The 22,240-nt window shown below is 58.1% G+C and carries 21 protein-coding genes and 1 tRNA gene; 9 read left to right on the top strand and 13 right to left on the bottom strand.

Annotation, left to right across the window (positions count from 1 at the left end; translation table 11 throughout):
* The first annotated feature begins 98 nt into the window (after positions 1-98).
* Positions 99-719 (top strand): homoserine/homoserine lactone efflux protein, encoded by a 621-nt coding sequence (gene rhtB / locus FFB58_RS21630; RefSeq protein ID WP_138370968.1) that lies wholly within the window; start codon positions 99-101, stop codon positions 717-719.
* Here rhtB and rhtC read toward each other — a convergent pair.
* The 3 genes from rhtC to pldA all read right to left on the bottom strand — a co-directional run bounded on the left by rhtC (position 716) and on the right by pldA (position 4,179).
* Positions 716-1,336, bottom strand: coding sequence for a threonine export protein RhtC (gene rhtC, locus FFB58_RS21635; protein ID WP_039031203.1), 621 nt, complete (start codon positions 1,334-1,336; stop codon positions 716-718). The genes rhtB and rhtC overlap by 4 nt on opposite strands.
* A 61-nt stretch (positions 1,337-1,397) precedes the next feature.
* Positions 1,398-3,227: an ATP-dependent DNA helicase RecQ gene (gene recQ, locus FFB58_RS21640; RefSeq protein WP_138370969.1), complete on the bottom strand. Its 1,830-nt coding sequence runs from the start codon at positions 3,225-3,227 to the stop codon at positions 1,398-1,400.
* 91 nt (positions 3,228-3,318) lie between these two features.
* Positions 3,319-4,179: a phospholipase A gene (gene pldA / locus FFB58_RS21645; protein WP_039031205.1), complete on the bottom strand. Its 861-nt coding sequence runs from the start codon at positions 4,177-4,179 to the stop codon at positions 3,319-3,321.
* Between the two features lie 158 nt (positions 4,180-4,337).
* Here pldA and yigI point away from each other — a divergent pair, with 158 nt between their 5' ends.
* Both yigI and rarD read left to right on the top strand, forming a co-directional pair.
* Positions 4,338-4,805, top strand: coding sequence for an acyl-CoA thioesterase YigI (gene yigI, locus FFB58_RS21650; RefSeq protein WP_039031206.1), 468 nt, complete (start codon positions 4,338-4,340; stop codon positions 4,803-4,805).
* A 51-nt stretch (positions 4,806-4,856) separates the two neighbouring features.
* The gene (gene rarD / locus FFB58_RS21655) at positions 4,857-5,753 is read left to right on the top strand and encodes an EamA family transporter RarD (protein WP_039031207.1); all 897 of its coding nucleotides are present in this window, start codon (positions 4,857-4,859) and stop codon (positions 5,751-5,753) included.
* Positions 5,754-5,833: 80 nt separating this feature from the next.
* Here rarD and corA read toward each other — a convergent pair whose 3' ends face one another.
* The 8 genes from corA to FFB58_RS21690 form a co-directional block, all read right to left on the bottom strand.
* Positions 5,834-6,784, bottom strand: coding sequence for a magnesium/cobalt transporter CorA (gene corA / locus FFB58_RS21660; protein ID WP_039031208.1), 951 nt, complete (start codon positions 6,782-6,784; stop codon positions 5,834-5,836).
* 151 nt (positions 6,785-6,935) lie between these two features.
* Positions 6,936-7,079 carry a YsgD/CorL family protein gene (ysgD, locus tag FFB58_RS23175; protein WP_353620505.1) on the bottom strand — a complete coding sequence of 48 codons (144 nt, stop codon included), beginning with the start codon at positions 7,077-7,079 and terminating at the stop codon, positions 6,936-6,938.
* Positions 7,080-7,141: 62 nt separating this feature from the next.
* Positions 7,142-9,304 (bottom strand): DNA helicase II, encoded by a 2,163-nt coding sequence (gene uvrD, locus FFB58_RS21665; RefSeq protein ID WP_039031209.1) that lies wholly within the window; start codon positions 9,302-9,304, stop codon positions 7,142-7,144.
* Between the two features lie 78 nt (positions 9,305-9,382).
* Positions 9,383-10,099 carry a 5-amino-6-(5-phospho-D-ribitylamino)uracil phosphatase YigB gene (gene yigB, locus FFB58_RS21670; RefSeq protein WP_039031210.1) on the bottom strand — a complete coding sequence of 239 codons (717 nt, stop codon included), beginning with the start codon at positions 10,097-10,099 and terminating at the stop codon, positions 9,383-9,385.
* The gene (gene xerC, locus FFB58_RS21675; protein WP_039031211.1) at positions 10,099-11,001 is read right to left on the bottom strand and encodes a tyrosine recombinase XerC; all 903 of its coding nucleotides are present in this window, start codon (positions 10,999-11,001) and stop codon (positions 10,099-10,101) included. The genes yigB and xerC overlap by 1 nt, the downstream gene beginning before the upstream one ends.
* Complete coding sequence (locus FFB58_RS21680; RefSeq protein WP_138370970.1) at positions 10,998-11,705, bottom strand: DUF484 domain-containing protein; 708 nt, start codon at positions 11,703-11,705, stop codon at positions 10,998-11,000. The genes xerC and FFB58_RS21680 overlap by 4 nt, the downstream gene beginning before the upstream one ends.
* On the bottom strand, positions 11,702-12,526 hold the full coding sequence (dapF, locus tag FFB58_RS21685) for a diaminopimelate epimerase (RefSeq protein WP_039031213.1): 825 nt from the start codon (positions 12,524-12,526) through the stop codon (positions 11,702-11,704). The genes FFB58_RS21680 and dapF overlap by 4 nt, the downstream gene beginning before the upstream one ends.
* 32 nt (positions 12,527-12,558) lie before the next feature.
* A complete protein-coding gene (locus FFB58_RS21690) occupies positions 12,559-12,762 on the bottom strand; it encodes a lipoprotein (protein WP_039031214.1) in 204 nt (67 codons plus the stop codon).
* Positions 12,763-12,900: 138 nt separating this feature from the next.
* On the opposite strand from FFB58_RS21690, the gene cyaY reads away from it, so the two are divergent.
* Positions 12,901-13,221, top strand: coding sequence for an iron donor protein CyaY (gene cyaY, locus FFB58_RS21695; RefSeq protein ID WP_138370971.1), 321 nt, complete (start codon positions 12,901-12,903; stop codon positions 13,219-13,221).
* Positions 13,222-13,293: 72 nt separating this feature from the next.
* Here cyaY and cyaA read toward each other — a convergent pair whose 3' ends face one another.
* On the bottom strand, positions 13,294-15,840 hold the full coding sequence (gene cyaA, locus FFB58_RS21700; protein ID WP_039031216.1) for a class I adenylate cyclase: 2,547 nt from the start codon (positions 15,838-15,840) through the stop codon (positions 13,294-13,296).
* Between the two features lie 344 nt (positions 15,841-16,184).
* Here cyaA and hemC point away from each other — a divergent pair, with 344 nt between their 5' ends.
* The 5 genes from hemC (at position 16,185) to FFB58_RS21725 (ending at position 21,623) form a co-directional block, all read left to right on the top strand.
* Positions 16,185-17,126, top strand: coding sequence for a hydroxymethylbilane synthase (hemC, locus tag FFB58_RS21705; RefSeq protein WP_039031217.1), 942 nt, complete (start codon positions 16,185-16,187; stop codon positions 17,124-17,126).
* Entirely contained in the window at positions 17,123-17,863 is a 741-nt protein-coding gene (hemD, locus tag FFB58_RS21710) for a uroporphyrinogen-III synthase (protein ID WP_138370972.1), read from the top strand. Before hemC ends, hemD begins: the two co-directional genes overlap by 4 nt.
* 21 nt (positions 17,864-17,884) lie before the next feature.
* The gene (gene hemX / locus FFB58_RS21715; protein WP_039031219.1) at positions 17,885-19,057 is read left to right on the top strand and encodes a uroporphyrinogen-III C-methyltransferase; all 1,173 of its coding nucleotides are present in this window, start codon (positions 17,885-17,887) and stop codon (positions 19,055-19,057) included.
* 2 nt (positions 19,058-19,059) lie between these two features.
* Positions 19,060-20,259 (top strand): protoheme IX biogenesis protein HemY, encoded by a 1,200-nt coding sequence (hemY, locus tag FFB58_RS21720; RefSeq protein WP_039031220.1) that lies wholly within the window; start codon positions 19,060-19,062, stop codon positions 20,257-20,259.
* A gap of 158 nt (positions 20,260-20,417) precedes the next feature.
* On the top strand, positions 20,418-21,623 hold the full coding sequence (locus tag FFB58_RS21725) for an MFS transporter (RefSeq protein ID WP_138370973.1): 1,206 nt from the start codon (positions 20,418-20,420) through the stop codon (positions 21,621-21,623).
* Positions 21,624-22,124: 501 nt separating this feature from the next.
* Here the strand turns inward: FFB58_RS21725 and FFB58_RS21730 are convergent.
* Positions 22,125-22,201 (bottom strand) — tRNA-Pro (locus tag FFB58_RS21730).
* Between the last annotated feature and the right edge of the window lie 39 nt (positions 22,202-22,240).

The following is a 22,240-nucleotide window of genomic DNA, read 5'->3' on the forward strand; positions in this document are numbered from 1 at the left end:
CCCTGTAAGCCAAGGAATATCGTTTTTTCGGGACAGGCCGCATAATGACGTAACATTAGCGTATTGTGGCATAAAAATAGACGATTCGGGAGTTTCAAATGTCCTTCGAGTGGTGGTTCGCTTACCTGCTGACATCCATTATCCTCAGCCTTTCGCCGGGCTCCGGGGCGATCAATACCATGACCACCGCCATGAACCACGGCTATCGCGGCGCAGCGGCGTCGATTGCCGGGTTGCAGACCGGGCTGGGCATTCACATTGTGCTGGTGGGCGTGGGGCTCGGCACGCTGTTCTCCCGTTCGGTGCTGGCCTTCGAAGTGCTGAAATGGGCCGGGGCCGCCTATCTTATCTGGCTGGGTATTCAGCAGTGGCGCGCCGCGGGAGCTCTCGATCTGAACACGCTCGCCCACACGCAAAGCCGGGGCAAGCTGTTTAAACGGGCGGTGTTTGTGAATCTGACCAACCCGAAAAGCATCGTCTTTCTGGCTGCCCTGTTTCCGCAGTTCATCGTGCCGCACCAGCCGCAGATCATGCAGTACGTGGTGCTCGGCGTAACAACCATCGTGGTGGATATCATTGTGATGATTGGCTATGCGACGCTGGCGACGCGGATTGCGGTATGGATTAAAGGGCCTCGCCAGATGAAGGCCCTGAATGTAGTGTTTGGTTCGCTGTTTATGCTGGTGGGCGCGCTGCTGGCATCAGCAAGGCACGCTTAGCGCGACAGGATCAGGTGAATACCGAAGCCGGCGAACAGCGCGCCGGCAACGCCGTCAATCCACTTCGCCAGACGCTGATAGCCACGACGCATCGACGGCAGCGCAAACAGGCTTGCCACCACGGTGAACCAGGCGAAGGTCTCCACTACGATCAGCAGGAAAATGCCCCAGCGCGCACCGGCGCCGACGTCTTCGCCCACGAACAGTGAAAATACCGACCCGAAATAGATAATCGCTTTCGGATTGGCGAGGTTGGTCAGCAGCCCTTTCACGAAGCTGCGTCCGCCAGCCGCCAGCTCCATTTTTGGCTCTGGCGCTTCGCGATCGTCTTTCTTAAACGCCCCACGCAGCATCTGGTAACCCATCCAGCACAGATACAGACCGCCGCCGACCATAATGATGTTATGCAGCCAGGCCATCTTAGCGAGGATCAGGTTCAGGCCCAGCAGTGCCAGGGCAGCCCAGACCATTACGCCAAGGGTAATGCCCAGCACGCCCATCATCGCCTCTTTGCGCGAACGGCTCACCGCCGTTTGTGAAACGAAGAAAAAGTCGGGGCCAGGGCTCATCAGCGCCACAATATGCACCAGCGCCACGGTCAGAAACAGGGTTAACATAATTAACTCGCGGGGGAATAGTTCAGGGAGCAATCATCCTGGCACTTTTTTGCCGGGCTGACTACTCCTCATCATCACCATCGGCATGAGAGCGAATAAGCGCCATAAACTCTTTGCCAAAGCGCTCCAGCTTACGCGTTCCGACGCCGTTGACGCTGAGCATTTCGCTGGCGCTGAGCGGCATCTGCTCGGCCATCTCAATCAGCGTGGCATCGTTGAACACCACATACGGCGGGATATTCTCTTCGTCGGCGATGGCTTTGCGCAGCTTACGAAGCTTGGCGAACAGCTTACGGTCGTAGTTGCCGCCGTAGGATTTCTGCATCACCCGCGGTTTCAGCGCCACCACGCGCGGCACGGCGAGCTGTAATTCGACCTCACCGCGCAGCACCGGACGGGCGGCTTCGGTGAGCTGCAGCGCCGAATGCTGGGCAATATTCTGGGTGGCAAAGCCGAGGTGGATAAGCTGGCGGATCACGCTGACCCAGTGCTCGTGGCTCTGCTCGCGGCCAATGCCGTAGACCGGCAGCTTGTCATGCCCCATCTCGCGGATACGCTGGTTATTAGCCCCGCGCAGCACTTCCACCACGTAGCCCATCCCGAAGCGCTGATTGACGCGACCAATGGTGGAGAGCGCCTTACGCGCGTCCATCAGGCCGTCATACTGCTTCGGCGGATCGAGGCAGATATCGCAGTTGCCGCAGGACTCCTGTCGGCCCTCGCCAAAGTAGTTCAGCAGCACCAGACGACGGCAGGTTTGCGCTTCGGCAAACGCGCCCATCGCGTTGAGCTTGTGGCGTTCGATATCCTGCAGCGCCCCCTGGGGCTTCTCTTCCAGGCAGCGGCGCAGCCAGGCCATATCCGCCGGATCGTAAAACAGCATCGCCTCGGCGGGCAGGCCGTCACGTCCGGCGCGGCCGGTCTCCTGATAGTAGGATTCGATATTGCGCGGGATGTCGAAATGCACCACAAAGCGCACGTTCGGCTTGTTGATGCCCATCCCGAAGGCGACGGTGGCCACCACGATCTGCAGGTCGTCGCGCTGGAATTTCTCCTGCACGTCGGCACGAATGTGGTTTTCCAGCCCCGCATGATAGGCGGCGGCGCTGAACCCGCGGCTTTGCAGACGGGCGGCGGTGTCTTCGACCTTCGCCCGGCTGTTACAGTAGATGATGCCGGACTTACCGCGCTGCTCCTGGACATAGCGCAGCAGCTGATCGAGCGGCTTGAACTTCTCCATCAGCATATAGCGGATATTCGGACGGTCGAAGCTGCTGACCTGAATCAGCGGATCGTTGAGCCCCAGCAGGCGCACGATATCCAGCCGGGTGGTGTCGTCGGCGGTAGCGGTGAGCGCCATAAACGGCAGCTCGGGGAAACGCTGACGCAGCTGGCCGAGCGCGGCATATTCCGGGCGGAAATCGTGCCCCCACTGGGAGATACAGTGCGCTTCGTCCACCGCCAGCAGCACCGGGTTCCAGTGGGCCAGATGGTCAAGGAAGTTATCCAGCATCAGGCGTTCCGGGGCGATATACAGCAGGCGAACCTGCCCGGTACGGCACCCGGCCATCACCTCCTGCTGCTGCTCGCGGGTCTGGGTGGAGTTTAGACAGGCCGCCGCCACGCCGTTTGCCAGCAGCTGGTCGACCTGGTCTTTCATCAGCGAGATCAGCGGTGAAACCACCACCGTCAGGCCATTCAGAACCAGCGCGGGAACCTGATAGCACAGCGATTTGCCGCCACCGGTCGGCATGACCACCAGACAGTCACGGCCCTTAAGGGCGGTGTTGATGATGGTTTCCTGGCCCGGGCGGAACTGGTGATAGCCAAAGGTTTCATGCAAAACCTGTTTAGCCAGCGACTCCTGATTAACGACTTCCGCCTGCACCACATCAACCCCATTTGCCCGAAATAAAAACAGGCGCTATTTTCAGCGCCTGCGAGAGAAACTTCAACGTTTAAGACAAAAACATTCGAGGAGGCTAGAAAAGATCGTTCAGCATCACGCCCACACCGACACGGGTCTGGCTGAAGTTGTAGTCGATCAGGGATTCGCCATAGCCGCTGTAGACCTGCGTATAGAGACGAACATGTTTGGTCAGCGGGTAGCTGACGCCCATTTCGGCGCCGCCATAGCCGGTGTTCCAGTTGTACTGCCCCTTCACGCTCAGCACCGCCTCGCCCAGCTGATACCCTACCCGCAGCTGGTAGTAGCCCATGTATTTGGTGATATCCGGGTTATCGTCGGTATTGCCCACCACGTACCAGGGCTTCACCTCCACCAGCCAGTTACCGTTCTGCGCCATCAGGCGGGTATAGAGACGGTTCCAGCTGCGTGACGTCGGGTCGGAGCGACCGTTGGATTGATGGTTATAGCCAAACTCCACGTCCCGCAACGTCCAGCCCGCCAGCGAGTAATCGGTGGCAAAGCCGAGGAACAGCTGGGGCTCGTAGTTGGTTTCACGAAACGGCGAGGATTCATCGCTGTTGGATAACTGCCACCAGGATTTCTGCGTGTAGGAGCCACCCAGAATGGAATTTGGCCCCAGAATGCCGCGCCACAGCGGGAAGGCGAGACTCAGCTGGAATTTCACCTCATCTTTATGCGAATCGTCGGCCCAGTCGTAGGTTTTGATCGCCTCTTTGTTGAGGTCGCTGGTGGCGGTATAGATCAGATAATTGCTGTCGTAAGGATAGAGCGTGAAAGGATTATCGTGCTCCTCCAGCAGGTTAGCGATGATGCTGCCCCGCACGGCTGGCACCTCCTGCGTTGTCGCTTCCTGTGCAAATGCCGTAAAGGGCAGCGCAGCCGCCGCCGTTAGCCCGGCCAGATATGTCCGCATCGGTGATGCTCTCCTGCAAAAGCGTTTTAATGAAGAATTATTTGGATCCCTTTTAACATATTTAATTATTAGTGGCTTCACCTGCGCTCCGAATCTGGCAATTCATATTGCTGAGGAATAAAATCAACATTCTTTTAACAATAAGGATGTGACGTGCTATGTCTGCCACGCTTACTGCCGAAGAAGCGCTGAAGCTTGTCGGCGAGATTTTCGTCTACCATATGCCGTTCAACCGCGCGCTGGGGCTGGAGCTGGAGCGCTACGAGAAAGATTTCGCCCGGCTCAGTTTTAACAACCAGCCGATGATGGTCGGCAACTGGGCGCAAAGCATTCTCCACGGCGGCGTGATCGCCTCTGCCCTCGACGTCGCCGCCGGCCTGGTCTGCGTCGGCAGCACCCTGACCCGCCACGACACCATCAATGAAGATGAACTGCGCCAGCGCCTGTCGCGGATGGGCACCATCGACCTGCGCGTAGACTATCTGCGCCCTGGCCGCGGCAACCGCTTTACCGCCAGCAGCAGCCTGCTGCGCGCGGGCAACAAAGTCGCCGTCGCCCGCGTGGAGCTGCATAACGAAGAGCAGGTCTATATCGCCAGCGCAACTGCCACTTATATGGTGGGTTGAGAAGGTAAAATCGGGTAAAATTGCGTTACTTTTTTGTAACGGGTTTTCCTGATGGATGCTAAACAGACGCGGCAGGGCGTTTTACTCGCTCTTGCCGCTTATTTTATTTGGGGTATCGCGCCCGCGTACTTCAAGCTGATTCACTACGTCCCTGCCGACGAAATTCTTACCCACCGCGTGATCTGGTCGTTTTTCTTCATGGTGGCGCTGATGAGCGTGAGCCGTCAGTGGTCTGGGGTTAAAACGCTCCTGCAAACGCCGAAAAAGATCTTCCTGCTGGCGCTGTCCGCCGTGCTGATTGGCGGCAACTGGCTGCTGTTCATCTGGGCGGTGAACAACCAGCACATGCTGGAGGCGAGCCTCGGCTACTTCATTAACCCGCTGGTGAATATCGTGCTGGGGATGCTGTTCCTCGGCGAGCGCTTCCGCCGGATGCAGTGGCTGGCGGTGATCCTCGCCCTCTGCGGCGTACTGGTTCAGCTCTGGACCTTCGGCTCGCTGCCGATCATCGCCCTGGGGCTGGCGTTCAGTTTTGCCTTCTATGGCCTGGTGCGCAAGAAAATCGCCGTGGAAGCACAAACCGGGATGCTGTTTGAGACCCTGTGGCTGCTGCCGGTCGCTGCGATTTACCTGTTCGGCATCGCCGACAGCAGCACCAGCCATATGGGCAGTAACCCGTGGACGCTGAACCTGATGCTGATGGCGGCCGGTGTGGTCACCACCATCCCGCTGCTGTGCTTTACCGGGGCCGCGACGCGTCTGCGCCTGTCAACGCTGGGCTTCTTCCAGTACATCGGCCCGACGCTGATGTTCCTGCTGGCGGTGCTGTTCTACGGTGAAGTTCCGGGGGCGGATAAGATGGTGACCTTTGGGTTTATCTGGGTCGCGCTGGCGGTGTTTGTGACGGATGCGATCTATACCCAGCGCAGGACGCGCAAAGGGCTTTGATTTTTGCCGGATGCGCTTCGCTTATCCGGCCTACATTTGGCGTAGGCCGGGTAAGGCGTAGGCGCCACCCGGCATAACCGTCACAGCCAGTTACGGCGTTTGAAGTAGAGATACGGCGCCAGTCCCGCGAGCACCATAAAGACAATCGCGCCGGGGTAGCCAAAGCTCCATTTCAGCTCCGGCATAAACTCGAAGTTCATCCCGTAGCTCGACGCCACCAGCGTAGGCGGCAGGAACACTACCGAAACCACCGAGAAGATCTTGATGATGCGGTTCTGCTCGATGTTGATAAAGCCCATCGCCGCCTGCATCAGGAAGTTCACCTTCTGGAACAGGGATTCGTTGTGCGGCAGCAGGGATTCGATATCGCGCAGGATCTCGCGCGCCTGCTCCAGCTGACCGCCCGGCAGACGCGCCTTGCGCACCAGGAAGTTCAGCGCGCGCTGGGTATCCATCAGGCACAGACGCACTTTCCAGCCGATATCTTCCAGCTCTGCCAGCGTTGACAGCGCTTCGTCGTACTCATCGCCCTGGTGCCCTTCCATGATCACCCGGCTCAGCTCTTCCAGATCGCTGTAGATATTTTCAATCTCATCCGCCAGCTGTTCGATTTTGGTTTCAAACAGGTCGAGCAGCAGCTCGTAGGCGTTGCCGTCCACCATCGCCTGGTTACGGGCGCGCATACGGTAGAGACGGAACGCAGGCAGCTCACGCTCGCGCAGGGTAAACAGGCGGCCATCGCGGATGGTAAATGCGACGGTGGAGTTACCGGCGTGATCTTCGGCGTCTTCAAAGAAGAAAAAGGAGTGAATGTGCAGGCCGTCTTCGTCTTCGAAGAAACGGGCGGATGCTTCGATGTCTTCCAGTTCCGGGCGGGTTGCCAGGCTTTGTCCGAGCTCAGATTGCACGCGCAGGCGTTCGTCGTCATCCGGCTCGACCAGATCCACCCATACGGCATCAATGAGGGGTTGTGACTCTTCAGCTTCAAGCCGAATCAGTCGGTTTTTTTCCAGTTGAAATGCGCTCAGCATGACCGGGACTCCCAATGCAAAAAATATCGGACAGTTCGGTGGGCACACAGAAACATATTGGGTTTCAGACCATTAAACAGCCTGACTCAGCGCGACGGGAATAATGCAGGTCGCTGACAACCACTAAGGCCATCAGCAAGAGGAGATAGCCTTAGGAGTTGTTCCTGGATGACAGGGAATTGAGCCAGTATTTACTGGGTGTGTCCAAGGCGAATGTCCTCTTAGCGTAATCGTGCGCGCATGTTACGCCAGCAGTAACGGCGGCGTCAACTCGCAACGAAACGCTGAAGAACATTAAATGCCCTTCAACGTATAAGCCTGGCAGATTATTACAAAATAGTGATATTTTTCTGAATCTTAAACCGCTTCAAGCCTGGCGTAAGCCGCAACCAGCCATTTGATCCCCTGGCCCTGGAACGCCACCTGCAGGCGGCTGTGCTCGCCGCTGCCTTCCAGATTCACAATGGTGCCTTCGCCAAATTTGGCGTGACGCACGCGCTGGCCGAGCTTGAATCCGCTGTCGCTTTCCGACACCGGCGTACCCAGACGCTGATGGCTCACCGGACGGCTGATGCTGGCGCGCAGGCGCACCTCTTCCACGCACTCCTCCGGCAGTTCGCCAACGAAGCGCGACGGACGGTGATACACCTCTTTGCCGTACAGACGGCGGGTTTCAGCGTAAGTCAGGGTCAGCTTTTGCATCGCGCGGGTCACGCCCACGTAGGCCAGACGACGCTCCTCTTCCAGACGCCCGCCTTCATCCAGCGACATCTGGCTTGGGAACATCCCCTCTTCCATACCGACGATAAACACCTGCGGGAACTCCAGACCTTTGGCGGAGTGCAGGGTCATCAGCTGAACCGCATCCTGCCAGGTGTCGGCCTGCCCTTCGCCCGCTTCCAGCGCGGCATGGGACAGGAACGCCTGCAGCGGCATCAGGTCTTCGTCTTCTTCGTTGTAGCTGAACTGGCGCGTAGCCGTCACCAGTTCCTCTAAGTTCTCAATACGCGTCTGGCCCTTCTCGCCCTTCTCCTGCTCGTACATCATGCGCAGGCCGGAATCTTTGATCACCCGGTCGGTCTGAACGTGCAGCGGCATATCGGCGGTTTCCTGGGCCAGCGCGTCGATAAGCTCCAGGAAGCGCTGCAGCGCGCTGGCGGCACGCCCGGCGAGCGCCCGCTCCTGCAACAGCTCGCGACACGCCTGCCACAGGGTCAGCTGCCTGTCGCGGGAGGTCTGGCGCACCACGTCGAGGGTGCGATCGCCTATGCCGCGGGTTGGCGTGTTGACCACGCGCTCAAACGCCGCGTCGTCGTTGCGGTTGGCAATCAGGCGCAGATACGAGAGCGCGTCTTTAATCTCCTGGCGTTCGAAGAAGCGCATGCCGCCATAGATGCGGTACGGCATCCCCACCTGGAGCAACGCCTCTTCCAGCACACGCGACTGGGCGTTGCTGCGATAGAGAATGGCGCACTGCTCAAGCGCGCCGCCGTTGTCCTGCCAGGTTTTGATCCGGTTAACCACGAAGCGGGCTTCGTCCAGCTCGTTAAACGCGCAGTAGAGAGAGATCGGCTCACCGTCGACGCCGTCGGTCCACAGCTTTTTGCCCAGACGCCCATTATTGTTTTCAATCAGGGCGTTGGCCGCGCTCAGAATGTTGCTGGTAGAGCGGTAGTTCTGTTCCAGGCGAATGGTCTCTGCGCCCGGGAAATCTTTCAGGAAACGCTGGATGTTCTCGACCTGCGCGCCGCGCCAGCCGTAGATCGACTGGTCGTCGTCGCCGACGATCATCACCTTGCTGGAGTCGCCCGCCAGCAGGCGGATCCAGGCGTACTGAATGTTGTTGGTATCCTGGAATTCGTCGACCAGGATATTGGTAAAGCGTTCGCGATAGTGCTGCAGGATATGCGGCTTGTTCAGCCACAGCTCGTGGGCGCGCAGCAGCAGCTCGGCAAAATCCACCAGCCCGGCGCGATCGCAGGCTTCCTGATAGGCCTGATAGACCTTCTGCCAGGTCTGCTCAATCGGGTTGCCAAAGCTCTGGATGTGATGCGGACGCAGCCCTTCGTCTTTCTGGCTGTTGATGTACCACATCGCCTGACGCGGCGGCCACTGCTTCTCGTCGAGGTTCATCGCCTTGATCAGGCGCTTGAGCAGACGCAACTGGTCTTCGCTGTCGAGGATCTGAAAATCCTGCGGCAGGTTGGCGTCCATATGGTGCGCACGCAGCAGGCGGTGCGCCAGCCCGTGGAAGGTGCCGACCCACATGCCGCCCTGGCTGGTGCCCATCAGCTGGGCGATACGGTGGCGCATCTCAGCCGCCGCCTTGTTGGTGAACGTCACCGCCATAATGGAGTACGGCGAGCAGTTTTCCACGCTCTGCAGCCAGGCGATACGGTGAACCAGCACGCGTGTCTTACCACTGCCCGCCCCTGCCAGCACCAGCATATTGGTGCGCGTCGCGGCAACCGCGTCACGCTGTTTGTCATTAAGGCTGTCGAGCAGGTAAGAAACGTCCATTGGGCACCGCCGCAAAGAGGTAATCCGGCGGCATTTAGCCGCCGGATACACTGTTAATTTATACAGAACTGCTGGTGATTATATCAGCGTGGTGAGGGATGCCAACCGTGAAATTTCGATGTGCGGCAACAGGCGGCTGTCGGCGGTCTGCATCAGATCGGCATTTTCCGGCTTGATCCAGCAGGCCTGCATCCCGCAGCGGATCGCCCCTGCGACGTCGGTCGTCAGGTCATCGCCCACGTGAAGAATTTGCCCCAGCGGCAGGCTAAGCTTCTCCGCCGCCAGATGGTACATATCGTTGAACGGCTTGGAGCGCCCGTGCGGGCCTGCGCGCAGTACAAACTGGAAGTAATCGCCAAGGCCGAACAGCTCCGGCTGGGCGTTACCGTTGGTGATGGCTACCAGCGGCCACTTTTCGGCCAGCGCAGCCAGCGTGTCATGCGTCTCCTGCGGGACGTCGATGCGGCTGCGCCACTGGGCAAAGTGCGCCATTGAGGCCTCGGCACCCAGCGCAGCCTCGGCCGCGGTCAGCCCCGCGTTCAGCATCGCCAGCTCCACGGCACGGCGACGCCATTCGGTCACGTCGTGATAGATTTCCGGCTCGGTCTGGCGTAACGCCTGGCGCAGGCGGTGGAACTCTTTGTTTTCCAGCGTTTTTAAGGCCGGGTGATAGTTTTGTACAAACGTCAGCGCTTCCTGCTCGGTACGCAGGATCACCTGACGGTTGTCGTAAAGGGTGTCATCAAGGTCGAATGTCAGGGCAGAGATTTGGCCTAATGGACGATAAAAACGCATTATTTCCCCCGTTTGGCGCGTGGATGCGCCGCGTCGTACACCGAGGCAAGGTGTTGAAAATCGAGATGGGTATAGATTTGGGTGGTGGAGAGATTAGCGTGGCCCAACAGCTCCTGGACGCCACGCAGGTCGCCGCTGGACTCCAGCATGTGCGTGGCGAACGAATGGCGCAGTTTATGCGGATGAACATGGCTGTTCAGTCCCTGCTTGATCCCCCACTCGGCAAACCGCTTTTGCACGTTACGCGCCGAGATGCGCTTGCCCAGCTTCGAGAGGAACAGCGCCTCTTCCTCGGTGCCAAACAGGCCGCGCAAATCGAGCCAGTGTTCAATCCATACCACGGCGTTACGGCCAATGGGCAGGCGGCGCTCTTTGCTGCCTTTGCCCATCACCCACACTTCGCCGGACTCCAGATCGAGATGTTTGATATCCAGATTGACCAGCTCGGAAAGACGTAACCCCGCGCCGTACATCACCTCCAGCATGGCGCGGTCGCGCACCGCCAGCGGATCGTTAAGATCGATATCCAGCAGGCGGTTAACGTCATCAACGTCGATATTTTTGGGCAGATGGCGCGGCGCTTTCGGCGCGGCAATCCCTTTCGCCGGGTTGGCGTTGAGTTCGCCCTGGCTGACCAGCCAGTCGAAGAAGCTGCGCAGCGCCGACAGACGCAGCGCAAGGCTGGCCGGGCCAAGCCCTTTACGGCGGCTACGCACGGCAAAGGTCCGCACCGTGGCGGCATCACATTGTTGCCAGCTCGTCAGGCCGATCTCGTCGGCTAACTGCATGATGGCATCAAGCTGACGCTGATAGTTCAACAGGGTGATCGGGCTGAGCTGGCGCTCAACGCCCAGATAGCGCAGAAAACGCGTGACGGCCGGTGACAGCAGAGCGTCCGTCATACGCGCTCAATCCAGCGCTCCAGCAGCTCGGGCAGCATCTGCGCGATCTCCTGCAGCAGCTGTGTGCCTTGTCCCTGCTGGTAATGGTGCGGATCGCGGCTGGTAAACAGCATCACGCCAAGCTCGCCGTCGCGCCCCATCAGGGACATGGCGACCGATCCGATCGCTTTGGCCTCCGGCAGCACCACCAGCAGCTCAGGGCCATTCAGCTGACCAAGGTAGTGGTTATCCTGCCCCATACGCTGAATGCGCAGGGGTTCAAACGCCTGACGCGATAAGGCCAGATGGGTAAAACTGGACGGTGCGCCAATGCGCCAGCGATCCGGGAACAGGCGCAGGGTTGCCCCTGCCAGCCCCATGTCACGCGCCCAGCGATGCAGGCGGAGAAGAAACTCGTCGAGGCTGCTGGCCGAGGCCAGCCGGGACTGCAGGTGCAGCAGGCGATAGAACAGGCCTTCATTACTGCTGGCCTGCTCCATCAGCAGCGAGATGTTCTCTTCAAGATGGTTGATATGGTTGCGCGCGCGCGCCATATGCCATTCAACCAGAGAGACCGTCCCGCGAACCGGGTGCGGGACGCGCATCTCTTCCACGACACGTGCATTGCGAATGAAAAAGTCAGGATTGCGCAGCAGATAATCAACAACCGCCCGGTCGTCCATCTCCGTCAGCGTCTCCTGCAGTTCTTCTCCTGGTTGTTTCATAGATGGATAAACCCGTCGTAAACTTGTGTCGCCGGACCCGTCATATACAGCGGCTGGCCCGGGCCTTTCCAAGCGATATCAAGACGCCCGCCTGGCAAATCCACGCGAACCTCCTGTGCCAGTAAACCCTGCGTAATCCCCACCGCGACGGCCGCACAGGCACCGCTGCCGCACGCCTGCGTTTCGCCTGCCCCACGTTCAAAAACGCGCAGGCGGATGTGTTCGCGAGTGAGAACCTGCATAAATCCAATATTGGCGCGTTCCGGGAAACGTTCGTGGCTTTCCAGCACCGGTCCGAGCGTCTCGACGGGCGCCGTCGCCACGTCATCAACCTGAATCACGCAGTGCGGATTGCCCATGGAGACCACGCCGCACAAGACTGTCTGTTCCGCGGCGCGCATGATATAGGTCTTTTCCGCTTTGTTGGCGCGGAACGGCACCTGGGACGGCTCGAAGTTCGGCTCGCCCATGTTGACCCGCACCAGTTCGTCGTCGGTAACGCTCAGTACCATCCGTCCGTTGGCGGTGCTGACGCGGATATCACGCTTATTGGTGAGCCCCTTCAGGCGGACAAAACGGGCAAAACAGCGCGCGCCGTTGCCACACTGGGACACTTCGCTGCCGTCGGCATTGAATATCCGGTAGTGGAAATCGAGATCCGGATCGTAAGGCGGCTCAACCACCAGCAGCTGATCAAAGCCGACGCCAAGGTGCCGATCGGCCAGACGGCGGATCAGCTCCGGAGAAAAGAAGACATTCTGCGTTACCGCGTCGACAACCATAAAGTCATTGCCAAGGCCATGCATCTTAGAGAACTGCATTATTTACTCCATTGTGCGGATCGGAGCGCTTGTCAGTAATTGACCTGGCTTGGACCGTTGTTATCGCCACGATCGTTACGACCCGGCATGGTGGACTCAACAGGACTTTCCACTTTTTTAGTCGGCGGCGGTGCGGTTTTATCTGCTGGCGGGAAATAGAGCGGCCCTTTAAGACCACAACCGGTCAGGCTAAACAGCGTGAGGAGAACGGCAAGCGTTCGAAAAACGTTTTTCATTATTGGTTGCCTGTAAGTTCGTGCTTTATGTGTTCTATCATCGCAGGAGAAGGCACAAAAGCAAGAGTTAGCCGCTAACCTGCAACCGGAATTATTTAGCGTTATACTGCCGCCATCACGAAAAACAGGAACAGAACCATGAATGACAGTGAATTCCATCGCCTTGCCGATAACCTGTGGCAAACCATCGAAGAACGCCTTGATGACTGGGACGGCGATAGCGACATCGATTGTGAAATCAACGGCGGGGTGCTGACCATCAGCTTTGAAAACGGCAGCAAAATCATTATTAACCGCCAGGAGCCGCTTCACCAGGTCTGGCTCGCCACCAAACAGGGCGGCTACCATTTCGACCTGAAGGGCGAAGAGTGGGTTTGCGATCGTAGCGGTGAGACGTTCTGGGATCTGCTGGAGCAGGCAGCGACCGCGCAGTCAGGGGAAGAGGTTAGCTTCCGCTAGGGCTGTTTTGCCCGGTGGCGCTGCGCTTACCGGGCCTACAATGGCCCGAACCGTACATCCGGGCAATGGTCGTCAGGAGAAATACTGCTGCAACAGCGGGGTGCTGGCGTCCTGTCTGTCAGGCACGACTGGCGTAATCGCCTGGGTGCGGAACGGGATCACCTGCGCACGGCCATCCACCTTCACAATCTGATAGAACTGCGGCAGGTTGAAGTTGATGAAACTTGAGCCGTAGGTGAAGCGATCGTGTGAAGAGGAGTAGAAGCGGCTGACGTCGCGCACCAGCTCCTCTTTGCTGCCTTCACAGTGGTGATACACCTCGGCGCGGTTGGTTTCATCGAGGATGTAGATGTTGAACCCGGCGTCATCCCCCGACTCTTCAAAGAAGAACTGAATAATCCCTTCGCTGGCAAAACCGTCCACTACCTGCGGCAGTTTGACGTGGTTGGTCTCAACCTGCACCGACAGACCGTGCAGCTTGTTGTGCGAAATAGCGCCGTAGAACTCGATGGCGTTTTCCAGCTTCTGCACCGAGACGTTCAGGCGTTCAAAGAACAGGCCCCAGGTCTGGCCGGAGACGCGCAGCGCTTTGAAGCGCCCGGTTTCCTGACGGGTGCTGGAGAGGCGCAGATCGATGCATTCGGAAACCAGCTGCTGCACGCGGGTGCGGATCAGGCCGCGCAGATGCTGGCTGTAGCAGAACACCTCAACGCTGTCCGGCGGTGCGGCATCCTGATGCATCTTGCCGAGGATTGTTTTCAGCGCTTCGATCATCGCCTGCTCGCCGTTGAAGTGCAGGGTACGCACTTCGTTCCACGAGTTGCGGTACAGCAGATCGACGCTGCCCACCAGGCAGTTTTGCTGCTCGCCAAAGCTGAACACATCCAGCTTACGGAAATCGAAATGGACCACCTGATTGCGGAAGGCCGCCGTCGGGTCATATTCCAGGTTGACGATAATCGCCAGATGGCGAATTTCGCATGGACTGTAGAGCGCTTTTGGCGTCGGCGCAGGCAGACGCAGCGGGAAGTGGTGCGAAACGTCGGCGACCATTTCCTGCAATTTGGCTAAATCGACAATCTCGTTGCCTTTGATAAACAGGCGCGTGCGGGAGGTCAGCAGGCCGTTAAACCAGGCCCAGGCCACCAGCTTGTTCAGGTAGCGGTTATATTCCAGCGGCTGATGGCTGATGATCGAATCCATGCTTGGCGCACGGTTGTAGAGATACCACCCGGTACGGTTCGCGCGGCCCGGCGGCACATAGATAAAGGTCAGGTTCGGTTCAGACAGGTCAGGCGAAATCTGCGGGTTCACCAGCGTCACTTTACCCGGCAGCGCTTCAAACGCGGCGTACAGCTTACGGGTCAAGACCCCGATGTCCTGCGGGCTGGCGGAAACGCTGAGGTTGTTACGACGGGCAAAGCGGATCAGGTTACGGTAGCTCTGCATCATCGCATCGAGCAGCTCGTTGTGCGCCTCACGCACCTGATCGATCTTCCAGTTGGCGCGGTTATCGAGCATCGACAGACGCTCTTCGTCCCATCCCCACTCTTTGACTAACTGACTGACCACTTCACGACGCCAGCCGACGCAGGCGCGTTCGCGGCTGAGCTTCTCACACACTTTGAGATAGAAACATCGACGGACCAGATCCAGACGGGTGGGATCGTCGATGGCTTTCAGGTATTCGGTAACGCGCTCGAGCATCATGCAGTAGGCATCAAGACCGTAAGAGACGATCTCGCCATCATGCAGGCGCTGTTTGATGTCTTTAGCCAGCAGGCGCGGCGTCGGGTATTCCCAGGAATAGGCTTCGAGCAGCAGGGTTTTCAGCACTGCTTTATACGGGGAATCGATACTTTTATACAGCTGCCACAGGCTGGCACCGAAGTACTCTTCCGCAGACAGCGAGCTCAGGCCGCCCAGATCCAGCCATTCGTTTGGCGTCAGGACACCCTGGGCGTAGAGCTTCATGACGTAGTCGTCGTAGTGCTCTTCTTCATCGCACGGCACCATGCTCCACAGGATACGCTTCCCGGCCAGGCGCACGGCGGTACGGTAAAACTCATCCAGCAACAGGATGTGCTGAGTCGAGCCGCAGTCTTCACCACCCAGACTGCCGCTTTCATTATGGCGGAAACGGTTTTCATCAATCAGGAAGAAGCTCACTTCCACACCGAGCGATGCCGCCCAGCTCTCAAGCAGGCTGCATTTACGCTGCAGCAGCTGGCGCTCTTCGTTATCGAGCCAGGATTGATGGCAAACCCAGATATCGAGATCCGACGAACAGCTTTGCCCCACCGAAGAGGTGCTGCCCATGGTGTAGACGCCGGTGATCGGCAGTTCGCCTTTCGGGGACTCCTGTGCCGGCATGCCACGATAGAGTTCCAGCTCTTTCAGATAGTGCTGTTGGGTTTCATCAGGCGTGAAAAGGCAGATGCCCTTGGGAACGTTACCGTCAAGGTAACCCGGCATCAGCGGATGGTGATAGTGCAGCAATGTCGGCAGTAGACTGTAAACCTGTTGAAAAGCAGGTCCCATGGCAGCAAGCGCACGATCGACGCGCAGTTGATTGATGGCATCCAGTCGCTGTTTCAGAGTCTCAATATAGAGGTACAAGACGTATCGCCTGATGTTCAGAAGGCTCTAATCGCCAGTCAGACTGAGGATTAGGCGTTCACAGTATTTCGAAAGTAGCCGTCGCCTTTTTTCGCCCTTATCTTTATGGTCATGGAGACGAAAAAATGGTCTAAAACGTGATCAATTTAACACCTTGCCGTTTGACCGTAAAGAAAGATGCGCTACATACAAGTGTAGCACCGTTCTGTACGTGTAAATTCCTGAATACGGCAGCAGGCAACTTCTATCGCAGCCTTGTCCTGTCCCCCTCAACGTCCGTAAACCTGACAGTGCTGAGACAACAATGTTAGGATGGTCAACAGACGATTAAGACGGTAACAAGCATGTTAGACAATGTTTTAAGAATTGCCACACGCCAAAGCCCCCTTGCGCTCTGGCAGGCACATTATGTTAAGCAGCGCCTCGAGGCCTGTCATGCCGATTTGCGTGTAGAGCTGGTGCCCATGGTGACGCGCGGTGATGTCATTCTTGATACGCCTCTGGCGAAAGTGGGCGGTAAAGGCCTGTTCGTGAAAGAGCTTGAGCTGGCACTGCTTGACGGTCGTGCTGATATCGCGGTCCACTCTATGAAGGACGTCCCGGTTGATTTCCCTGAAGGGCTGGGGCTGGTCACCATTTGCGAGCGTGAAGATCCGCGCGATGCCTTTGTCTCCAGTCACTACGACTCGCTGGATGCCCTGCCTCAGGGGAGCATTGTTGGCACATCAAGTTTACGCCGCCAGTGCCAGCTGGCCGAGTACCGCCCGGACCTGATCATCCGCTCCCTGCGCGGTAACGTCGGCACCCGTCTCGGCAAGCTGGATAACGGTGAATATGATGCCATTATTCTGGCGGTTGCCGGCCTGAAACGCCTGGGCCTGGAGTCGCGTATTAAGGCGGCGCTCTCCCCGGAACAGTCGCTGCCGGCCGTCGGTCAGGGCGCGGTGGGCATTGAGTGCCGACTCGATGACGCCCGTACCCATGCGCTGCTGGCGCCGCTCAATCACGACGAGACCGCAATCCGCGTTCAGGCAGAGCGTGCCATGAACACCCGCCTTGAAGGGGGATGTCAGGTGCCGATTGGCAGCTATGCTGAATTAACCGATGGCGAACTGTGGCTGCGCGCGCTGGTTGGCGCGCCGGACGGTTCGCAGATGGTGCGCGGCGAACGTCGCGGTAAACCACAGGATGCAGAACAGCTGGGGATTTCACTGGCGGAAGAGCTGCTGAATAACGGCGCCCGTGAAATTCTCGCGGACGTCTATAATGGAGAACCCCCGGCATGAGTATTCTCGTCACCCGCCCTTCTCCCGCTGGAGATCAGTTAGTGAGCCGACTGCGCGCACTGGGGCAGGTGGCGTGGAGCTTTCCGCTGATTGAGTTTTCTCCGGGCCGGGAGCTGCCCCAGCTCGCCGGTCATCTTGGCGCGCTGCAGGCTGGCGATCTGCTGTTTGCCCTGTCACAACATGCCGTGGAGTTTGCCCACGCCCGGCTGCAACAGGACAGCCAGCGCTGGCCTGATGCGCCGCGCTATTTCGCCATCGGCAGAACCACTGCCCTGGCGCTGCATACCGAAAGCGGCCAGCACATTCGCTATCCGTTGGATCGGGAAACCAGCGAAGTGTTGCTACAATTACCTGAATTACAAACTGTTGTGGGGAAGCGCGCGCTGATTTTGCGCGGCAACGGTGGGCGAGAATTGCTGGGCGACACGCTGCGTGAGCGTGGAGCAGAAGTGACATTTTGTGAATGTTATCAACGTAGCCATAAACACTATGACGGTGCGGAAGAGGCGATGCGCTGGCAGGCTCGCGGCATCACCACCCTGGTGGTAACCAGCGGGGAGATGCTGCAACAGCTCTGGACACTCATCCCACAATGGTATCGTGAAAACTGGTTACTCCGCTGTCGGCTTCTGGTCGTCAGTGAGCGTCTGGCGAACCTCGCCCGGGAACTGGGCTGGCAAGATATTCGGATCGCTGATAACGCCGACAACGATGCGCTGCTGCGCGCATTACAATAACTCTCATAATGGGAAGCCATAATGACGGAACAAGAAAAATCCTCCGCCGTGGTTGAAGAGACCAGGGAGACTGTGGACACCACGCCACAGCCAGAAACGACAGAGAAAAAGCATGGCAGCAATAAAACCAGTCTGGCGTTGAGCGCGATTGCCATCGCCATTGCGCTGGCCGCGGGCGTGGGCCTGTATGGTCTGGTGAAAAAACAGGCGACCAATCAGGTTGCGACGAACGATGAGCTGGTGACGCAAATCACCGCCTTACAACAGGCGCAGCAGTCGCAGAAAACCGAGCTGGACGGCGTCATCAAACAGCAGGCCGACCAGCTGGCTGCAGCCACTCACAAACAGGACGAGCTGGTCAAACAGCTGGATGAGATGCAGCAGAAAGTGGCGGCTATTTCGGGTACCGACGCCAAAACCTGGCTGCTGGCGCAGGCTGATTTCCTGGTTAAACTGGCCGGACGCAAGCTGTGGAGCGATCAGGATGTCACCACCGCTGCCGCGCTGCTGAAAAGCGCCGATGCCAGCCTGGGCGATATGAACGACCCGAGCCTGATTACCGCCCGCCGCGCGCTCACTGCGGATATCGCCAGCCTGTCGACCGTTTCGCAGGTGGATTACGACGGCATCATCCTGAAAGTGAACCAGCTGTCGAACCAGATCGATAACCTGCGTCTGGCAGACAATAATGACGACGACTCCCCAATGGATTCCGACAGCAGCGAACTCTCCAGCTCGCTGAGCGAGTGGCGTATCAACCTGCAAAAAAGCTGGCAGAACTTTATGGACAGCTTTATCACCGTCCGCCGCCGCGATGAGACCGCCGTGCCGCTGTTAGCCCCGAATCAGGACGTCTACCTGCGCGAGAACCTGCGTTCACGCCTGCTGGTAGCCGCACAGGCCGTGCCGCGTCATCAGGAAGAGACCTACAAACAGGCGCTGGATAACGTCTCCACCTGGGTACGCGCTTACTACGATACCGACGATGCCACTACCACGGCCTTCCTCGAAGACGTGGATAAGCTGAGCCAGCAGAACATCACCATGAACGTACCGGATAAGCTGGAGAGCCAGCCGATTCTGGAGAAGCTGATGCAGACGCGCGTGCGTAACCTGCTGGCACAGCCGGGCGAAGCGGCGGCGCAGACTCCTGCCCCGGCTCCGGCCCCTGACAGCGCGCCGCAAGGAGAGTAATTATGTTAAAAGTCCTGTTACTCTTCGCACTGCTGATCGCAGGGATCGTTCTCGGCCCTATCCTGGCAGGTCATCAGGGTTACGTGCTGATCCAGACCGATAACTACAATATCGAAACCAGCGTCACGGGCCTGGTGATCATTCTGATCCTGGCGATGGTGGCGTTTCTGGCGATCGAATGGATCCTGCGCCGCATCTTCCGTACCGGCGCGCATACCCGCAGCTGGTTTGTCGGTCGCAAGCGCCGCCGTGCCCGCAAGCAGACCGAACAGGCGCTGCTGAAGCTGGCTGAAGGTGACTATCAGCAGGTTGAAAAGCTGATGTCGAAGAACGCCGATCACGCTGAACAACCGGTAGTGAACTATCTCCTGGCTGCAGAGGCTGCACAGCAGCGCGGGGATGAAGTGCGCGCCAATCAGCATCTGGAGCGCGCCGCTGAGCTTGCTGAAAACGACCCGATCCCGGTTGAGATCACCCGCGTGCGCCTGCAGCTGGCACGCAATGAGAATCATGCCGCCCGTCACGGCGTTGATCGCCTGCTGGAGATCACCCCCCGTCATCCGGAAGTGCTGCGTCTGGCAGAGCAGGCCTACATCCGCACCGGCGCCTGGGGCTCGCTGCTGGATATCATCCCGTCGATGGCGAAAGCCGACGTGGGAGACGAAGAGCAGCGCGACAGCCTGCAACGTCAGGCCTGGATCGGTCTCATGGACCAGGCGCGTGCCGATCAGGGCAGCGATGGCCTGAAAGAGTGGTGGAAAAATCAGAGCCGCAAAACCCGTCAGCAGGTGCCACTGCAGGTTGCCATGGCGGAGCATCTGATTGAGTGTGATGATCATGATACCGCCCAGAGCATCATCGTTGATGGCCTGAAGCGTCAGTATGATGATCGTCTGGTGATGGTGATCCCGCGTCTGAAAACCAATAATCCGGAGCAGATCGAAAAAATGCTTCGCCAGCAGATCAAAGCCGTGGGCGATCGCCCTCTGCTGTGGAGTACCCTCGGTCAGTCGCTGGCAAGACATGGCGAGTGGAAAGAGGCCAGCCTCGCCTTCCGCGCCGCGTTAAAACAGCGCCCGGATGCCTTCGATTACGCCTGGCTGGCGGATACGCTGGATAAGCTGCATCTGCCGGAAGAGGCCGCCGCGATGCGACGCGATGGCCTGCTGCTGACGCTACAGAATAATCCCCCGCAACAATAATTTAACAGGAGGCCTGACGGCCTCCTTTTTTATTTGCTACATTCTTTGCATCATCTTCAGAGACCGACTCCGCCAATGTAACGAACTCCTTTCATTAAACAATTTTCTGCACACGCCCTCTACGGCGTGGACTATATCGTTTTTGAAAGGATCGTTTCATGAACACGCTTCTGTATGCGCTTTTTCACGCGCTGCGCTGCCATCGCTGGCTGCGCCTGCTGGCCTGCGCTTTTCTTTTTACCTCGCTGGGCAATGGCTTAACCCAGGTGATGGTCTTTGGCCTGCTGCTTGACTGGCAGGCCCCCGCATCCTTACTGACAATGGCATACCTGTTTGCCACCCTGCCGGGGTTTCTCGGCAGCCTCGTCGGGGAAAAGCTCTGTATGCGCTATTCCCCTGTCCACCTGCTGCTGCTGACGGAGGGGCTGGGTCTGCTCGCCCTGCTGTTCCCTCTGCTGGGTATTCAGTATCACAGCGTTACGGCGCTGCTGGCGGTACAGTCTACCGAGGCCTTTCTGATGGGCATGACCTGGCCAGCCCTGACCCTGCTGTTCAGACGCGGCCTGTCAGAAGCCGAACTGCCTGCGGCCACCTGTCTGGAGAATATGATTTTTGCTTCTCAGGTATTGGTCGGGACGGGGCTGGGCATCGTGCTGTTTCACCATCTGCCTGCACTGGCTTTGGTGGGGATCGACGCGCTCACCTTTGCTGGCTCGCTGCTGATGTTAGTACTCACGGGCAAGGCGTTACCCTCTCTGGCACCCGAGCACGCAGCCGAAGCAGAAAAACCGGTGGCGGTACGCTGGCAGACGCTGGTTTCGCAGCAAAAGCGCAGCCTGTTATTGCTCCCGGCACTCGCCGCAGTGGGATCGCCTGCCATGGCGCTGTTGCCTGCCCTGGCGCAGCACATTGAACCGGATGATGCCACCGGTCTGGCTCTGCCTCTGCTGTTTGCCCGCAGCATGGGGCAACTGTGCGGCCCGCTGCTGCTCAAAAGAGAAAGCCTGGCCCGCTACGCCGGACAAAACCGCCGTCTGCTGGCCTGCCTGGGGCTGTTTTTACTCTCGTATGGCGCGATCCCGCTGTTGCCCGGGATGCAGGCGCTGGGGGTCGTATTTATCGCCCATCTGGCCTCTAATATCGTCTTTGCGGCCGGAACCTACAGCGTATTGAGTAGCTTTCAGGCAGCGCAAGTCTCTGCTGCCAGCGGTAAGGCATGGCGATGGCAAACCATCAGCGCTGCCCTCTCTACCTGCGTCACTGCCGTGGCGGCTGACGCGCTGGGACCGGTAGAAGCGCTGTACGGCGTTTCAGGCGGTGCCTTGCTGATTGTGGTGGGGATCATGATGCGATACCGCAGATAAGGCATAAAAAAACGCCTGCTAAAAAGCAGGCGTTAAACAGGTCTGTTTGACAACTTGTGGTGCTTCACTCAACGTTGTGCCCATGGTGTTTGATGAGGCCGAAGCGACATCTGTCAGTGGACGATAAGCACCGTAAATGGCTCTGCGTCATTCCGGAGTTTATGAGGCGCTAAGGCGAACATAAGAGGTGGAATGAGCATCTACAGGTATATTATTGCACGCAACGTGCCAAAGTTGCATCCCGAAGTTGTATGTATCCCAACTTTTTAAGATAAAAGGAAATTATCCCTGTAAGGCGGTAAACAGGCAGCAGAATGCTTCGACAAATGGGGGAAACTGTCTCCTGGGAGAGACGCCCATAACGCAAAATGAATATATTTATATATTTCAAATGTTTAAGTGTCACTTATTCACGACAGGCCAGCATATCGCTGTCGGCAATAAACAACAGTGGCAGGAATGATAGAAAACAAAAAACCCCGCCGAAGCGGGGTTCAAAATTGGTCGGCGAGAGAGGATTCGAACCTCCGACCCACTGGTCCCAAACCAGTTGCGCTACCAAGCTGCGCTACTCGCCGAAATACTGCTTTTTTGAATTTTTAGTTCAATTCATTAAA

Source organism: Enterobacter sp. MF024 (genome assembly GCF_005843915.1).
Taxonomy (GTDB): Bacteria; Pseudomonadota; Gammaproteobacteria; order Enterobacterales; family Enterobacteriaceae; genus Enterobacter; species Enterobacter barmai.

Coding starts and splice junctions, on each gene's coding strand:
- rhtB (WP_138370968.1), top strand. CDS start 99: ATGTCCTTCGAGTGGTGGTTCGCTTACCTGCTGACATCCATTATCCTC.
- rhtC (WP_039031203.1), bottom strand. CDS start 1,336: ATGTTAACCCTGTTTCTGACCGTGGCGCTGGTGCATATTGTGGCGCTG.
- pldA (WP_039031205.1), bottom strand. CDS start 4,179: ATGCGGACATATCTGGCCGGGCTAACGGCGGCGGCTGCGCTGCCCTTT.
- yigI (WP_039031206.1), top strand. CDS start 4,338: ATGTCTGCCACGCTTACTGCCGAAGAAGCGCTGAAGCTTGTCGGCGAG.
- rarD (WP_039031207.1), top strand. CDS start 4,857: ATGGATGCTAAACAGACGCGGCAGGGCGTTTTACTCGCTCTTGCCGCT.
- corA (WP_039031208.1), bottom strand. CDS start 6,784: ATGCTGAGCGCATTTCAACTGGAAAAAAACCGACTGATTCGGCTTGAA.
- ysgD (WP_353620505.1), bottom strand. CDS start 7,079: ATGTTCTTCAGCGTTTCGTTGCGAGTTGACGCCGCCGTTACTGCTGGC.
- uvrD (WP_039031209.1), bottom strand. CDS start 9,304: ATGGACGTTTCTTACCTGCTCGACAGCCTTAATGACAAACAGCGTGAC.
- yigB (WP_039031210.1), bottom strand. CDS start 10,099: ATGCGTTTTTATCGTCCATTAGGCCAAATCTCTGCCCTGACATTCGAC.
- xerC (WP_039031211.1), bottom strand. CDS start 11,001: ATGACGGACGCTCTGCTGTCACCGGCCGTCACGCGTTTTCTGCGCTAT.
- FFB58_RS21680 (WP_138370970.1), bottom strand. CDS start 11,705: ATGAAACAACCAGGAGAAGAACTGCAGGAGACGCTGACGGAGATGGAC.
- dapF (WP_039031213.1), bottom strand. CDS start 12,526: ATGCAGTTCTCTAAGATGCATGGCCTTGGCAATGACTTTATGGTTGTC.
- FFB58_RS21690 (WP_039031214.1), bottom strand. CDS start 12,762: ATGAAAAACGTTTTTCGAACGCTTGCCGTTCTCCTCACGCTGTTTAGC.
- cyaY (WP_138370971.1), top strand. CDS start 12,901: ATGAATGACAGTGAATTCCATCGCCTTGCCGATAACCTGTGGCAAACC.
- hemC (WP_039031217.1), top strand. CDS start 16,185: ATGTTAGACAATGTTTTAAGAATTGCCACACGCCAAAGCCCCCTTGCG.
- hemD (WP_138370972.1), top strand. CDS start 17,123: ATGAGTATTCTCGTCACCCGCCCTTCTCCCGCTGGAGATCAGTTAGTG.
- hemX (WP_039031219.1), top strand. CDS start 17,885: ATGACGGAACAAGAAAAATCCTCCGCCGTGGTTGAAGAGACCAGGGAG.
- hemY (WP_039031220.1), top strand. CDS start 19,060: ATGTTAAAAGTCCTGTTACTCTTCGCACTGCTGATCGCAGGGATCGTT.
- FFB58_RS21725 (WP_138370973.1), top strand. CDS start 20,418: ATGAACACGCTTCTGTATGCGCTTTTTCACGCGCTGCGCTGCCATCGC.